We start from the raw sequence: 14,335 nt of genomic DNA, 5'->3' as shown, positions 1-14,335 counted from the left end.
TGTGGGCGATGGGTTGGGATCAGACGCTGAGCAACAGGAACTCGCGCTCCCAAGAGCTGATCACCCGTTTGAAGTTCTCGTGCTCGGCGCGCTTGACCGCCACGTAGCCCTCGACGAAGGCGTTGCCGAGGTATTGGCGCACCACTTCGCAGTCTTCCATGTGCTGCAGGGCATCCTCGATGGTGATGGGCAGGCGCAGGTTGCGCCGCTCATAGGCACGACCCTGCACTGGGGCGCTTGGCTGTAGCTTTTCGATCATGCCCAGGTAGCCGCACAGCAGGCTCGCGGCAATCGCCAGATAAGGGTTGGCATCGGCGCCGGGCAGACGGTTTTCAACCCGCATCGACTCGGGGCTGGAGGTTGGCACGCGCAGGCCTGCGGTGCGGTTTTCCTCGCCCCACTCGACGTTGACCGGCGCCGACGTGTCCGGCAGGAAGCGGCGGAACGAGTTGACGTTGGGCGCGAACATCGGCAACAGCTTGGGGATGTACTTTTGCAGACCGCCGATGTGGTGCAGGAACAGCTCGCTCATGCTGCCGTCGGGGTTGGCGAAGATCGGCTGGCCGCTGGCGATGTCTACCACGCTCTGGTGCAGGTGCATGGCACTGCCCGGTTCGTCGGTGATCGGCTTGGCCATGAAGGTGGCGGTGACGTTGTGCTTGAGCGCCGCTTCGCGCATGGTGCGTTTGAACACGGTGATCTGGTCGGCCAGGTCCAGCGCGTCGCCATGGCGGAAGTTGATCTCCATCTGTGCCGGGCCGTCTTCGTGGATCAGCGTGTCCAGGTCCAGGCCCTGGAGCTCGCACCAGTCGTAGACGTCTTCGAACAGGGGGTCGAATTCGTTGGCAGCGTCGATCGAGAACGACTGCCGGCCACTTTCGGCGCGCCCGGAGCGGCCCAGCGGCACTTGCAGGGGCAGGTCGGGGTCTTCGCAGCGCTGAGTCAGGTAGAACTCCATCTCGGGGGCGACGATGGGCTGCCAGCCTTTGTCGGCGTAGAGCTTGAGCACCTTTTTCAGCACGTTGCGCGGCGACAGCTCGATGGGATTGCCCTGTTTGTCGAAGGTGTCGTGGATGACGATCGCAGTGGGCTCGATGGCCCAGGGAATCTGGTACACCGCAGCCGGGTCGGGGCGGCAGACCATGTCGATGTCGGCCGCATCGAGCAAGCTGTAGTAGATGTCGTCCTCGACATAGTCACCGGTGACCGTTTGCAGCAGCACACTTTCAGGCAGGCGCATGCCGCGCTCGTGGAGGAACTTGGCAGTGGGCGCGATCTTGCCGCGGGCGATGCCGGTCAGGTCGCTGATCACGCATTCGACTTCGGTGATCCGGTGTTCTTTCAGCCAGGCGGAGAGCTGATCGAAAGGGGCGTTCATACAAACCTCGTGGTGTGGATTCGGAGGCGCGCAGGGGGATGGCTTCCCAGCGGACGCGCTGAGGACTATCTTGGGCGTAGCTCGCCCAAGCGATCTATCCACTTTCTTCGGGTCATGAATGCACCAAAAGAGTGCAACTAGGACGATGCGTGACAACGCCCCATGCTTTGCAGGTCCAGGCTTTCCATACCACCGATGTGACGGAGCAGGTGCGTGCCACCCCTGGCTGGCAACAGCACTATCGGCAGATGTCGCCGGGGCATTTCAGTGGCCAGCTGCGTTGCCTCGGCCTGGATGGCGTGGAGGTTTACGAAGAACGTCTGAACACACGGGTGGAGCAGTTCTTCCGGGCGCCGAGTGGCTCGTTGGCATTCTGCTTCGACCAGGTTGAAAACAGCCTTTACCTGTTGAACGAACAGAGCCGAAACATCTGGATCACCCCGGAGAACTACCAGGAAGTGGCGGTGGTGTTCGACCAAGCGTTCCTGGCGCGCCATGGCCTCGACCCGCAGCGGCTCGAAGGCCTGTTCATGGTGCCGCTGGGCAGCGGCCAGAACGCGTTGTTCGGCAGTTGGCTCAGCGCCACCCTGACGCGGCTGGGCCAGTCCGATAGCTCGCTGCAGGGCCAGGCACTGGCCGAACAGCTGCTGGAGGATTGCCTGTTCATTCTCGACAACGCGTGCCAGCGCCTGGACGGTGGCGCCTTGGGGCGACGCGGCGAGGAGCGGGCGATCATGCAGCGGGTTAGCGAGTGGTCGGCCGATTGCCCCGAGGAGACCCTCAACCTGGCGGAGTTGGCGAAAGTTGCCGGAGTCACCCTGCGTCAGTTGCAGCAGGCGTTCAAGAGCTATACCGGCATGCCGCCGGCGCATTGGCTGCGCTTGCGCCGGCTGAACGGCGCACGGCGTGATCTACTGCGCGGTGGCGCCACCGTGGCGGAGGTGGCCATGCGCTGGTCGTTCTGGCATTTGGGAAGGTTTTCAGAGAGTTACCGGCAGTTGTTCAAGGAATTTCCGAGCCAGACGTTAAAGCGATGCAGGGATTGATGACTGCTATGGGTCGATGGTCTCTTGGCGGGTCGATCGCAGCGACGCTTCGCTCATACAGGTCGATCGCGGTCTTCTGTACACTCGCGACACATTCCCCCCGGAAAATTGCTAACCTGCCCGGCAGTTTCCACCCGAGGTCCCGATGTTCTACCTGCCTTTGTCCAGCGACCAGGCCGACCGCCTGGCCAGCGAGCCCGAACCCTGTGAATTCCTCGCCACCGCCAGCCTGCTGCAGGCGGCTGCGCTGCTGTTCGTGCAGAACCTGCCACGCCAGCCGACTACCGCCTCCGCGGACGCACAGGAGCGCCGTTTCGCCGAGATCGTGCGGATCGCCCAAGCGCTCGAAAGCGCCGCGCCCGGACGTTTTCAGGAGCAGGTGGCACAACGCTTCGACCGCGAAGCGTTCGCCATGGGCTTGGGCATGCTCGGTGAGAACGGGATTGGCCTGCTGACGGCCGAGGTCGAGTACCCGGTCGATGAACTGCTCGACGACGAAGGCCAGTGGAATTTCCTGTTCGCTGATAGCTACCGTCAGCGTGTCACACCCTTGCATGCGGCCTACGTGCCAGCGCTGGCCAGTGACCTGCTGCTCAGCGACCAACAGAATCGTCTGCTGCGCGAGTTCCTCTCCGGTATCGATGAGTCGGTGGCGGTGCAAGGCTTCGCCGGCACTGGCAAGACCTTCCTGATTCACCAGTTCGCACGCCTGCTCGATCCCCAGCGCACCTTGTTGCTTGCCTTGACCGAAGGCCAGCTGCGGGCACTGCAGGCCCGGGTCAAGGATGCGGCAGCGTACACGGCGATGACCTTCGGCCAGTTGGCCGACGACATTCTCAACCGTGACCTCACCAGCAATGGCTGGCGCTTGCGCGACCCTTACCGCACCAAACTGTCATGGCGGCCGCAGGATGCGCAGGTGGTGAAGTGGCTCGGCATCACCGACGTCGGCCCACTGCAGGCGCGAGATGTGGTGGGCCTGTGCATCAAGGCCGTGCGCAACTTTTGCCGCAGTGGCGACAGCCAGGTGCAGTTGCACCATTTGCCTTGGGCAGGCCTTGGTACCACCCCACTGGACCAGGAGGTACTGCTGGAAAAGGCCCGGCTGTACTGGCAGGAGCTGATTCGTCCGTCCGCTCGCGAGATCCAGCTGCCGGTGCGTGACTACCACCGGGTCAAGCTGTTGTCGCTGACCTCCCAGGTGATCGACAGCCGCTACACCCACGTCATCGTCGACGAAGCCCACGAGCTGTCGGCACCGATGCTGGCAGTACTCGACCGCAGTCCGCAGGCGGTCATTGCCCTGGGGGACGAATTACAGAACCTCAACGGCTTGAGTCCGCACCACGGCGGTTTCATTCGCCAACGCTACATCGACCACTCGCTACGGGCCGGGCCAGCCATGGACGGCGTGCTCAACCCGTTGATCCAGGCGCATCCTGCTTCGATCCAGGCCGCGTTCAGCGGAAGTGCCGAGCACTACACGCGGGTGAGCTTCTTCGACACGGTGACGGTCCCCGAGCAGCCCACAGCGCTGATCGTGGATGACGAATGGGGTCTGTTCGGCTGGTTCCAACGTCTGACCCACCAGGGCGTGCCGTTCGTCTTGCTGCACAGTGCACGCAAGGATTTCGAACTGTTCGTCGAGGACTGCATCGAGCTGTATCGCTACGGCACCCGGCCTCGTCACCCGATGTTGTTCCGCTATGCCAGCTGGCAGGCGCTGGAGCAGGACAAAGGGGACGACAAGGCCTTCGTCGCCGTGGCCAACATGCTACGCAAGGGCTATACCCCGGAGCACTTCGCCAAGGCCAAGAGCCGCTACCGCTGGGACAAGGCGCCCAAGTTGTTTCTCGGTCGGGTACGGGACGTCAAGAACATGGAATTCGCGCGGGTGATGGTGTCGCCAGAGCTGATGGTGGCACCGCTGGCGGCGGGCAATCGCAACGAGCGAGCGAGGCTGCTGGCTGGGTTGTACACCGCTTGTTCGCGAGCGCGGCATGAGTTGATCGTGCCAGGAGGAATGCTCGACTGGGTCAAGGACCAAGTAAGGGGTTGAAGCCATTGGGGCTGTTTTGCAGCCCTTCGCGGCAGTTCGGTGCCCCGACCAGCCCGCTACCCAGGTAGCGCACTGTACTCAAGGACAGTGGGATACCGGAAGGCGCCGACTTGCCGGGGCTGGGAGGGCCGATCAGTTACGATCCAGCCACACAGTCTGGGCATTGGTGAACTCACGGACACCAAAGTGCGACAGCTCACGGCCGAAACCACTCTTCTTCACCCCACCGAAGGCCACGCGGGGGTCGGAGGCGCAATAGCCGTTGATGAACACGCCGCCGGTGTCCAGTGCTGCGGTCATGCGTTCGGCCAAGGCGTAGTCCGCCGTGTAGATGGTCGAAGCCAGGCCGAACTCGCTGTCGTTGGCCAGTTCTACCGCATGGTCGGCATCTCGTGCGGTGATGATCGCCGCCACGGGACCGAACAGTTCCTGCTTGAACGCGGTCATGTCCGGGGTCACGTTGGCGAACACGGTCGGTGCATAGAAGTTACCGACGCCTTCGAGCTTGTTGCCACCCAACAACAGTGTCGCGCCCTCGGCCAGGGTCGCCTGGACCTGCCCATCGAGTTCGTCACGCAGGTCATAGCGGGCCATTGGACCGATGTAGGTGTCGTCTTCGAGCGGGTTGCCGATTTTCAGCTGGCGCGTCGCTTCGACGAACTTGGCGGTGAACGCCTCGACGATGCTTTCCTCGATGATCAACCGCTTGGCTGCTGCGCAGACTTGGCCGGTGTTCTGGTACCGGCCAATGACGGCCGCTTGCACCGCCGCGTCCAGATCGGCATCGGCCAGCACGATGAAAGGGTCGGAGCCGCCGAGTTCGAGCACGCATTTCTTCAGCGCGGCACCGGCCTGGGCACCGATGGCCATGCCGGCGCGCACGCTGCCGGTGAGGGTCACCGCAGCGATGCGCGGATCATTGATGGCGCGGGTGACGCCTTCCGGGGTCACGTTCAATACTTCGAACACGCCTTGTGGCAGGCCGGCATCCTTGAACAGCTCACCCATCAGGTAAGCGCTGCCCATGACGTTGGGAGCGTGCTTGAGCACATAGGTGTTGCCGGCCAGGATCGCCGGTACCGCGCCGCGCAGCACCTGCCAGATCGGGAAGTTCCAAGGCATCACTGCCAGGATCGGACCGAGCGGACGATACTCGATGCGGGCCTTCTCCACTTGGGTCGGCTCGGCGGCGAGCATCGCCGGGCCATGCTCGGCGTACCAGCGGCACAGGCCGACGCACTTGGCGACTTCACCGCGGGCCTGGCTGATTGGCTTGCCGATTTCGCGGCTGATCATCTGGGCGAAGGCCTCGGCCTTGGCTTCGAGGGTGCTGGCCAGGGCGAGCAGGGCCTCACTGCGCTGTCCCAGCGACACCTGGCGCCACTGGCGATAGCCGGCCTTGGCGCGTTGCAGCGCCGCTTCCAGTGCGGCGTCGGTGTCGAAGGGGTAGCTGCCGATCTGCTCGCCGCTAAATGGGTCGATGGAGATGGCGTGGGTCAGGCTGCTGATCTCGCTCATGGCTGGCACTCATTGTTGTTGATTCGTGACGCCAGACTAGTGGGCTACTGCTTTATTGAAAACTGAATAATAATGAGCGAAACATTCACGTTTGGAGAATGATCGTGGACCTCGTGCAACTGGAGATCTTCAAGGCGGTAGCAGAGCAGGGCAGCATCAGTGCCGCCGCCCAGCACATTCACCGCGTACCGTCAAACCTCACCACGCGCATCAAGCAGTTGGAGGAAGACCTCGGTGTCGAGCTGTTCATCCGCGAAAAAAGCCGACTGCGGCTGTCGCCGGCGGGTTGGAACTTCCTCGAGTACACCCGGCGCATTCTCGAGCTGGTCCATGAGGCGCGGCTGACCGTGGCGGGCGAGGATCCCCAGGGCACTTTCGCGCTGGGGTCTCTGGAAAGCACGGCGGCCGTGCGTATACCGGCGCTGTTGGCTGCCTACAATCAGCGTTACCCCAAGGTCGATCTGGATCTGTCCACCGGGCCATCGGGGACCATGCTCGAAGGGGTCCTGGCCGGGCGCCTGGTGGCCGCGTTCGTCGATGGTCCGTTGCTGCACCCGACGCTCGAAGGCATGCCGGTGTTCGAGGAGGAAATGGTGGTGATCTCGCCGCTCAACCACGCGCCGGTAACCCGTGCCCAGGACGTCAATGGTGCGAATATCTATGCATTCCGTGCCAATTGCTCGTATCGCCATCATTTCGAGAACTGGTTCGTCCAGGATCAGGCGGTGCCGGGCAAGATCCATGAGATGGAGTCCTACCATGGCATGCTCGCCTGCGTCAGTGCCGGCGCAGGCCTGGCCATGTTGCCGCGCAGCATGCTCGACAACATGCCCGGTTGCTCCACCGTCAGCGCCTGGCCGATGTCGGAGGACTTCCGTTACTTGAAAACCTGGCTGGTGTGGCGCCGCGGCACTGTTTCGCGCAGTCTGAGCATGTTCGTCAAACTGCTCGAGGAGCGTTTTGCGGCGTAGTCAGCCGACCCTATGTCCGAACGAGCGCCGGCGATGCGCGGGCATTGGATAATGGGCGAGCCATCCCTGCACACAGGAGCGTACCGCCATGGCCCTGGACACGCAGCTGCAAGCACTGGAAGAGCAAGGCTACGTGCTGCTTCCCGGTGTGCTGGAGCCTCTGCGCATCGCCTTGCTGCGTTGCGCCATCGACGATCTGCAGCCGATTCATTGGGACTATCAGGGGCTGCTGGAGCATTACAAGTGCGTCTTCAATCGCAACCCGCTGTGGCTACCGTTTCTCGACCTGCCACCTTTGATCGAACTGGCCGAGGCCGTCCTGGGCAGTGATTGCCACGTCATCGGCCAGACTGCCTGGCGTAGCCATCCAGGCTATGCCGGCACCGGTCTGCATGTGGACCACCTGCCGATGACGTTACCGGACTGGCTGAGCGAGCGCGGCGATTTCAGTCAACCGGCGCAGATTCTGACAGCGCAGCTTTACCTCAGTGACATCGACCACGACATCGGTCCGACCTGGATAGTACCGGGCAGCCACCGCGCGGGGCGCGTACCGCGGACCGAGGAAGACCGCTGGCGGGGCCAGGCCGCCCACGCGGTACTGTGCCAGGCCGGGGACGCGTTGGTGTTTCGCAGCGATGTCTGGCACAGCGGTGGCGCCAATCGCAGTTCCACGCGCCAACGCGACATGCTGCAGGTGCACTATGGGCGGCGGATGGTGGCTCAGAAGTTTTCACCCTACCTGGACTGGCGCTTCAACCCCCGGGTATTGGAGGAAGCCACACCGAGGCAACGCCGCTTGCTGGGCGACCACGAGGAGTCAGAATACGACTGAATCAGCCGGTGACGGGTGGCTGCGGTAGCAATAAGATGGCAAAACGATTCAACTTTCTGATTATCTAGACAATAATCAGAAAAGTATGACGATGTGTGACCGGTTGGATGCGCCGGTCCGCAAGAATACGAGGGGTTAGAGCCCCCAATTGCCAGTAGGCCTCGCGCCCTCGCGACGGCCTCCCGTGACCATCAGGAGATGTCATCGATGAAAACCCGTCTTGCCGCTTCGCTGGCGGCTGCCGCCCTGGCTTTTGCCTGCGCGGGCCTAGCACAGGCCGCACAGGTCTCCGGCGCCGTTGGCGCTACCAGTCAGGGCGACATGACCTACCGTCTGGGCATGTCGTTCGACTGGGACAACAAATGGCTGCAAAGCGACACCGGTTATGTGACTGGCTACTGGGATGCCGGCTACACCTATTGGGAAGGCGGTGAGGCCAGTGGTGCCCACTCGTTGTCGTTCAGCCCGGTGTTCACCTACGAGTTCAGCGGTTTCACCTATACCCCCTATATCGAGGCAGGCATCGGCCTGGCGGCGTTTTCCAAGACCGATGTGGGTGATCAGCGCCTGGGCTCGGCGGTCAACTTCGAGGACCGGATCGGCTTTGGCTTGAAGTTGCCTGGCGATCAGAAAATCGGCCTGCGGGCGATGCACTACTCCAACGCCGGCATCAAGCAGCCCAACGACGGGATCGAGTCGTACTCGTTGTTCTACAGCCGAGGATTCTGACCTTCGGCGGTTCCACCGTCACTCAACGCACCGCCTTGATCGCCAGCACATTGCACAGCGGATGTTCCACCACATGCGCTGTGGTCCCTCCCAGGAAGGTCTGCAGGGCGTCGTGGCGGTGGCTGCCCATCACGATCACATCCATGCGACTGTGAACGACGAACTGGGCGATGGCCCGTGTCGCGGGCCCTTCGAGGAAATGCCGCCGTTCCAGCGGCACCTGATGGCGGTCTCCCAAGTGGTTGAAGGCCGTACGCTGCGCCGTGCGCACGCTGCCATCGAAGCCTGGCATGGTCACCGTTCCGGCTCCGAAGTCGGCGATGTGGGTCTTCGCCGCATCACAGACATGCAGCAGGTGCAGTTCGGCATTGCATTGCAACGCCAATGCATGGGCGCTGGCGATCACCTGATCGTCGAGATGCTCGCCCGCGCCGGCGCTGTGCAGGTCGACTGCCGCAGCGATCTGCCGGGGCAGCGGCAGACGGATATCGCTGACCAGGTGCACAGCCACGGGACTGTCCTTGAGCAATTGCCAATCCAGTGGCGTGACCAGCAAACGCTTGAGGACAGGTTCGTGCTGAACGTCCTTGATCAGCAAATCGCAACCAAGCCGTTCGACCTGTTCGAGCGCGCTACGCAGCGGATCGCGGGTCAACAGTATCTCGGTGGAAACGTCCAGGCCGGCATTGCTCAGTTGCTCAGCTTCATCGGCGAGCCACTGACGGTTGTGTTCGAGCAGGCGCTCACGTTCGCGACTGTCGCTCATCAGGCCGAACGTGTCGACATCGTCGACGAAGACGTTTAGATCCAGCAATGCTCCACAGGTATCCGCCAAACCCGCGGCGCGTTGCAGGGCAGGGGAGTGACGCATTTGCGGACCCAGCATGACGAACAAACGCTTGAACTGGCTCATCTCAGACCTCCACGTGCGGTAGCCCCCCGGTTGAATGTCCATGTGTTCAGTCTAGAGCGTGCATCGCAGGTTGTCGGGTATGATGCCATTCCCATTCTTCACACGAGACCTGTCGCACATGCCGCTGAGCGCCGACCAGATCGTCGAATTCCGTACCTTTGCCGAGCAACTGGCCGACGCTGCCGCTTTGGCGATCGAGCCGTATTTCCGTGCCAGCCTGGACGTCGAGGACAAGGGCGGCCGGCTATACGACCCGGTGACCGTCGCCGACAAAGCGGCTGAAGACGCCATGCGTGCGTTGATTCAAGCCCGTTATCCGGAGCACGGCATCCTCGGCGAGGAAGCCGGTGTGGCGGTAGGCAGCAGTCCGTTGACCTGGGTGCTGGACCCCATCGACGGTACCCGCGCCTTCATCACGGGCCTGCCGCTGTGGGGCACGTTGATCGCCCTCAACGATGGCGAGCGCCCAGTGGTCGGCGTGATGAACCAGCCGTTCACCGGCGAGCGCTTCATCGGCACGCCGGAAGGTGCCTGGCGCGGCAGCACCGCGCTCAAGACCCGCGCTTGCGCAGGGCTGTCGGCAGCCACGCTGATGTGCACCACGCCAGACATGTTCGATACTGCGGCGCGCAAGGCGGCCTTCGAGACGGTGGCCGGTCAGGCACGGCTGATGCGTTACGGCGGGGATTGCTATGCCTACTGCATGTTGGCCTCGGGATTCGTCGACGTCATCGTCGAGGCGAGCCTGCAGCCTTATGACGTGCAGGCGCTGATGCCGATCATCGAGGGCGCTGGCGGAGTGATCACCGCTTGGGATGGCAGCTCGGCGCAGAATGGCGGCTGTGTGGTGGCCTGCGGCGATCCGGCGCTGCATGCACAGGTGGTGGCGCTGCTGCGCCATGCCATGTAATTGAGGCGGTTGGACCAGGCTAACGCCTACTGCCGCCGCACTTTTTCGCATTTCCGGGCTCTATCGATGGCCAGGCTGCGCCGACTCCCGGCGCGGCCGACGATTTCGACCCGGATCAATGCTTGCAAGCACGTTCTCATTGCCCTGCCGTCTGGCCCTGGCGGTAGCGCTTCTCTGCCTCGCGGCCTGCACCCAGCAGCAGGGCCGCGACATCGTTACTCAGCTCGGCAACGGCAAGCCCAGCGAGTTGTTCCAGACCAGTGTCGACCGCATGGCCACCCTGGCCATGCGCGACAACCTGCAGAGCCTGTATCTGCTGATGAACAAGCTCTACCTGCGCAATCCAAACCAGTGGAGGCTTTCCGGCTTCCTCGATGCCACTACCGCCGAGCGCCAGATCCGCGTGGCCATCGAGCAGCGTCAAGGGTTGCCGCAACTGGGTGATCGCCGCGACCTCGCCGCCTTGAGCTATGCCTTGAGTCCGGAGTTCCGAGGCGACCGCGTCGGTGCGTTCATCTACGCCATCGGCAGCATGCTCATCACCGCCCATGGCGGGCGTACCGAGTTCTACATGACCGATACCATCGACCCGCTGTTCATCAACAACGCTGCGCGCAACATCGAGAAGGCCACCTGGATGCTCAGCCAGCGCCAGGATGCCAATGGCGAACTGTTGCTGTTCTCCAACGAAATTTCCGATGCGGGCAGCAATTTGAGTTTCGCGGTGGAGTTCGGCAAGATCGTCGCGCGCCTGGACCTGTTGGCCGAATTGCTGGACGAACGTTACCGCCGCATCGGTCTGAACTATGCCCAAAGCCTGCTGCTGATGAACTTCCTGCCGGTGCAGTGACGCCACCGCTCTTGCTGTTAGAGGGCAGGTTCTGCCATCACCTGCGCGTTCGATTATCGGACGCTTCACGTTTTCGGCTATCCGTTATTCGCCCGGCGAATCCCTTCGTCGCATTGCTCCCTGTTGCGCTTTTACATACTGTGGGCACGCGTAAACTGGAAACACACAAAACATAACTACAAAACCGAGTGCCTGCCTTATGGAAAGCCGCCTGCTGAGCGAGCGCAGTAGCGTGTTCCATCACGCCGACCCTTATGCCGTGTCCGACTACGTGAACCGGCACCTGGGTCAGCATTGCATCGGGTTGTCCCGCAGTACCCGCCCGCAGTCCAGCCTCAGCCACCGCAAGTTCGCCGAACTCGATTTGTGCCGCATCAGCTACGGCGGAAGCGTACGTGTGACGTCGCCGGCGCTCGAGACCATTTTCCACCTGCAGATCCTGCTCAACGGCAGTTGCCTGTGGCGTGGCCATCAGCGCGAGCATCATCTGGTGCCGGGCGAACTGCTGCTGATCAACCCGGACGATCCAGTCGATCTCACCTATTCCGAGGACTGCGAGAAATTCATCCTCAAGGTGCCGACTCATTTGCTCGAAGCGCTGTGCGATGAACAGCGCTGGCAGCGTCCGGCAGGCGGCGTGCGCTTTCTGCGAAACCATTACCGGCTGGAGGAACTGGAAGGTTTTTCCAGTCTGCTGGCCATGGTCTGCCAGGAGGCCGAGGCATCCGATCCATTGCCGCGGGTGCAGGGCCATTACAGCCAGATCGTCGCCAGCAAGCTGCTGACCCTGATGAATACCAACATCAGTCGCGAGGGGCTGGGCACCCCTGGAGCGAGCCTCGAACGAATCCTCGACTACATCGACCGCAACCTCAAGCTGGATCTGACCGCCGAAGTGCTGGCCGAGCAGTCGAACATGAGCCTGCGTTCGCTGTATGCATTGTTCGACCGCCACCTGAGCACCACCCCCAAGCAGTATGTGCGCCAACGCAAACTCGAACGCGTACATGCCTGTCTCAGCGATGCCAGTTGTAGGGTGCGCAGCGTCACCGAGCTGGCCATGGACTATGGCTTCCTGCATCTGGGGCGGTTTTCCGAAACCTACCGCCAGCGTTTTGGCGAGCTGCCCTCGGAGACCTTCAAGCTGCGTCGCTGAGCGTGCACAAAATGGATAGCACTCTGCACTGAGTGGATATTGCCTCTGGTCGATAATTCCTAACCTGACATGGCCTGAACAATAACAATGGAGGCCCTGGCCATGTCCCTGGGATTCGACTACCTCAATGCCATGCTCGAGGACGACCGCGAAAAGGGCGTCTACCGTTGCAAGCGTGAAATGTTCACTGACCCGCGCCTGTTCGACCTGGAGATGAAACACATCTTCGAGGGCAACTGGATCTACCTGGCCCATGAAAGCCAGATCCCCGAGAAAAACGATTTCATCACCCTGACCATGGGGCGCCAACCGATCTTCATCGCGCGCAACAAGGAGGGGGAACTCAACGCTTTCCTCAACGCCTGCAGCCACCGTGGCGCCATGCTCTGCCGGCACAAGCGCGGCAACCGCTCCAGCTATACCTGCCCGTTCCACGGCTGGACGTTCAACAACAGCGGCAAACTGCTCAAGGTCAAGGATCCGAGCAATGCCGGTTATCCGCAAAGCTTCAACTGCGAGGGCTCCCACGACCTGACCAAGGTCGCCCGGTTCGAGTCGTACCGTGGGTTCCTGTTCGGCAGCCTGAATGCCGACGTCAAGCCGTTGATCGACCACCTGGGCGAATCGGCCAAGATCATCGACATGATCGTCGACCAGTCGCCAGAAGGCCTGGAAGTGCTGCGCGGGTCGAGCTCCTATATCTACGAAGGCAACTGGAAACTGACGGCCGAGAACGGTGCCGATGGTTACCACGTCAGCTCCGTGCACTGGAACTACGCCGCCACCCAGAATCAGCGCAAACAGCGCGAAGCGGGTGAGGAGATCAAGACCATGAGCGCCGGCGCCTGGGCCAAGCAGGGCGGGGGCTTCTACTCGTTCGACCATGGCCACCTGCTGCTCTGGACGCGCTGGGCCAACCCCGAGGACCGTCCGGCCTACGAGCGCCGTGAGCAACTGGCTTCGGATTTCGGCCAGGCTCGCGCCGACTGGATGATCGAGAACTCTCGCAACCTGTGCCTGTACCCGAACGTGTACCTGATGGACCAGTTCAGCTCGCAGATCCGCATCGCTCGCCCGATCTCGGTGAACAAGACCGAGATCACCATCTACTGCATCGCCCCGAAGGGTGAGAGCGCCGATGCCCGGGCCCAGCGTATCCGCCAGTACGAAGACTTCTTCAATGTCAGCGGCATGGCGACCCCGGATGACCTCGAGGAATTCCGCTCCTGCCAGACCGGCTACGGCGGCGGCACCGGCTGGAACGACATGTCCCGTGGGGCCACCCATTGGGTCGAGGGCGCCGATGAAGCGGCCAAGGAAATCGAGCTGCATCCACTGCTGTCGGGGGTTCGCACCGAGGACGAGGGGCTGTTCGTGCTGCAGCACAAGTACTGGCAGGACACCATGATCAAGGCCCTGGAGCAGGAACAGCAACTGATTCCCGTGGAGGCCGTGCAATGAGCCTCTATGAGACCGTGCGCGATTTCCTCTACCGCGAAGCGCGCTACCTGGATGACGCTGAATGGGACCAGTGGCTGGAACTGTATGCCGTGGACGCGAGCTTCTGGATGCCGTCCTGGGACGATGACGACACCCTGACCGAAGATCCGCAGAGCGAAATCTCGCTGATCTGGTACGGCAACCGTGGTGGCCTGGAAGACCGAATATTCCGCATCAAGACCGAGCGCTCCAGCGCGACCATGCCCGATACCCGTACATCCCACAACATCAGCAACATCGAGATCGTCGAACAAGGTGAGGGCTACTGCAAGGTGCGCTTCAACTGGCACACCCTGAGTTTCCGCTACAAGACCACCGACAGTTACTTCGGCAGCAGTTTCTACACCCTGGACCTGCGTGGCGAACAGCCGCTGATCAAGGCCAAGAAGGTGGTGCTGAAGAACGACTACGTGCGTCAGGTCATCGACATCTATCACATCTGATTCGAGGTCAAGCGAGCTGCTCGGTGC

Annotated in this window: 13 protein-coding genes; 10 read left to right on the top strand and 3 right to left on the bottom strand. The window is 62.2% G+C overall.

What is annotated here, in order from left to right; translation table 11 throughout:
* Positions 1 to 19: 19 nt before the first annotated feature.
* A complete protein-coding gene (locus E2H86_RS01380) occupies positions 20 to 1,378 on the bottom strand; it encodes a glutamine synthetase family protein (RefSeq protein WP_133324067.1) in 1,359 nt (452 codons plus the stop codon).
* A 149-nt stretch (positions 1,379 to 1,527) separates the two neighbouring features.
* Between E2H86_RS01380 and E2H86_RS01375 the strand changes: the two genes are divergently transcribed.
* Together E2H86_RS01375 and E2H86_RS01370 are read left to right on the top strand one after the other, a co-directional pair.
* Complete coding sequence (locus E2H86_RS01375) at positions 1,528 to 2,424, top strand: helix-turn-helix domain-containing protein (protein ID WP_133324066.1); 897 nt, start codon at positions 1,528 to 1,530, stop codon at positions 2,422 to 2,424.
* 145 nt (positions 2,425 to 2,569) lie between these two features.
* Positions 2,570 to 4,483 (top strand): AAA family ATPase, encoded by a 1,914-nt coding sequence (locus tag E2H86_RS01370; protein ID WP_133324065.1) that lies wholly within the window; start codon positions 2,570 to 2,572, stop codon positions 4,481 to 4,483.
* Positions 4,484 to 4,615: 132 nt separating this feature from the next.
* On the opposite strand, the gene E2H86_RS01365 is transcribed toward E2H86_RS01370, so the two are convergent.
* Positions 4,616 to 6,001 (bottom strand): aldehyde dehydrogenase family protein, encoded by a 1,386-nt coding sequence (locus E2H86_RS01365; protein WP_133324064.1) that lies wholly within the window; start codon positions 5,999 to 6,001, stop codon positions 4,616 to 4,618.
* Positions 6,002 to 6,105: 104 nt separating this feature from the next.
* Here E2H86_RS01365 and ptrR point away from each other — a divergent pair, with 104 nt between their 5' ends.
* From ptrR to E2H86_RS01350, 3 genes are all read left to right on the top strand, one after another.
* Positions 6,106 to 6,972, top strand: coding sequence for a putrescine utilization regulator PtrR (ptrR, locus tag E2H86_RS01360; protein ID WP_207955605.1), 867 nt, complete (start codon positions 6,106 to 6,108; stop codon positions 6,970 to 6,972).
* Positions 6,973 to 7,060: 88 nt separating this feature from the next.
* On the top strand, positions 7,061 to 7,807 hold the full coding sequence (locus E2H86_RS01355; RefSeq protein WP_133324062.1) for a phytanoyl-CoA dioxygenase family protein: 747 nt from the start codon (positions 7,061 to 7,063) through the stop codon (positions 7,805 to 7,807).
* A gap of 207 nt (positions 7,808 to 8,014) precedes the next feature.
* Positions 8,015 to 8,536: an acyloxyacyl hydrolase gene (locus E2H86_RS01350; RefSeq protein ID WP_133324061.1), complete on the top strand. Its 522-nt coding sequence runs from the start codon at positions 8,015 to 8,017 to the stop codon at positions 8,534 to 8,536.
* Positions 8,537 to 8,558: 22 nt separating this feature from the next.
* Here E2H86_RS01350 and E2H86_RS01345 read toward each other — a convergent pair whose 3' ends face one another.
* A complete protein-coding gene (locus tag E2H86_RS01345) occupies positions 8,559 to 9,449 on the bottom strand; it encodes a universal stress protein (RefSeq protein WP_133324060.1) in 891 nt (296 codons plus the stop codon).
* A gap of 118 nt (positions 9,450 to 9,567) precedes the next feature.
* Here E2H86_RS01345 and hisN point away from each other — a divergent pair, with 118 nt between their 5' ends.
* From hisN to benB, 5 genes are all read left to right on the top strand, one after another.
* Positions 9,568 to 10,359 (top strand): histidinol-phosphatase, encoded by a 792-nt coding sequence (hisN, locus tag E2H86_RS01340; protein WP_133324400.1) that lies wholly within the window; start codon positions 9,568 to 9,570, stop codon positions 10,357 to 10,359.
* Positions 10,360 to 10,477: 118 nt separating this feature from the next.
* Positions 10,478 to 11,209 (top strand): hypothetical protein, encoded by a 732-nt coding sequence (locus E2H86_RS01335; protein WP_133324059.1) that lies wholly within the window; start codon positions 10,478 to 10,480, stop codon positions 11,207 to 11,209.
* Positions 11,210 to 11,408: 199 nt separating this feature from the next.
* The gene (locus E2H86_RS01330; RefSeq protein ID WP_133324058.1) at positions 11,409 to 12,365 is read left to right on the top strand and encodes an AraC family transcriptional regulator; all 957 of its coding nucleotides are present in this window, start codon (positions 11,409 to 11,411) and stop codon (positions 12,363 to 12,365) included.
* 102 nt (positions 12,366 to 12,467) lie between these two features.
* Entirely contained in the window at positions 12,468 to 13,826 is a 1,359-nt protein-coding gene (benA, locus tag E2H86_RS01325; RefSeq protein WP_133324057.1) for a benzoate 1,2-dioxygenase large subunit, read from the top strand.
* Complete coding sequence (benB, locus tag E2H86_RS01320) at positions 13,823 to 14,308, top strand: benzoate 1,2-dioxygenase small subunit (RefSeq protein WP_133324056.1); 486 nt, start codon at positions 13,823 to 13,825, stop codon at positions 14,306 to 14,308. The genes benA and benB overlap by 4 nt, the downstream gene beginning before the upstream one ends.
* Positions 14,309 to 14,335 lie beyond the last annotated feature (27 nt).

The organism is Pseudomonas putida, from assembly GCF_004357765.1.
In the GTDB taxonomy this organism is placed as follows: domain Bacteria; phylum Pseudomonadota; class Gammaproteobacteria; order Pseudomonadales; family Pseudomonadaceae; genus Aquipseudomonas; species Aquipseudomonas putida_U.
The sequence above is the reverse complement of the archived record's forward strand: the minus strand, read 5'-3'. Positions and strand labels throughout refer to the sequence as shown.

What these genes read in the sequence shown, in the direction of transcription:
- hisN (WP_133324400.1), top strand. Translation starts at nt 9,568, where the DNA reads ATGCCGCTGAGCGCCGACCAGATCGTCGAATTCCGTACCTTTGCCGAG.
- E2H86_RS01365 (WP_133324064.1), bottom strand. Translation starts at nt 6,001, where the DNA reads ATGAGCGAGATCAGCAGCCTGACCCACGCCATCTCCATCGACCCATTT.
- E2H86_RS01355 (WP_133324062.1), top strand. Translation starts at nt 7,061, where the DNA reads ATGGCCCTGGACACGCAGCTGCAAGCACTGGAAGAGCAAGGCTACGTG.
- E2H86_RS01380 (WP_133324067.1), bottom strand. Translation starts at nt 1,378, where the DNA reads ATGAACGCCCCTTTCGATCAGCTCTCCGCCTGGCTGAAAGAACACCGG.
- E2H86_RS01350 (WP_133324061.1), top strand. Translation starts at nt 8,015, where the DNA reads ATGAAAACCCGTCTTGCCGCTTCGCTGGCGGCTGCCGCCCTGGCTTTT.
- E2H86_RS01370 (WP_133324065.1), top strand. Translation starts at nt 2,570, where the DNA reads ATGTTCTACCTGCCTTTGTCCAGCGACCAGGCCGACCGCCTGGCCAGC.
- E2H86_RS01345 (WP_133324060.1), bottom strand. Translation starts at nt 9,449, where the DNA reads ATGAGCCAGTTCAAGCGTTTGTTCGTCATGCTGGGTCCGCAAATGCGT.
- E2H86_RS01330 (WP_133324058.1), top strand. Translation starts at nt 11,409, where the DNA reads ATGGAAAGCCGCCTGCTGAGCGAGCGCAGTAGCGTGTTCCATCACGCC.
- E2H86_RS01335 (WP_133324059.1), top strand. Translation starts at nt 10,478, where the DNA reads ATGCTTGCAAGCACGTTCTCATTGCCCTGCCGTCTGGCCCTGGCGGTA.
- benB (WP_133324056.1), top strand. Translation starts at nt 13,823, where the DNA reads ATGAGCCTCTATGAGACCGTGCGCGATTTCCTCTACCGCGAAGCGCGC.
- benA (WP_133324057.1), top strand. Translation starts at nt 12,468, where the DNA reads ATGTCCCTGGGATTCGACTACCTCAATGCCATGCTCGAGGACGACCGC.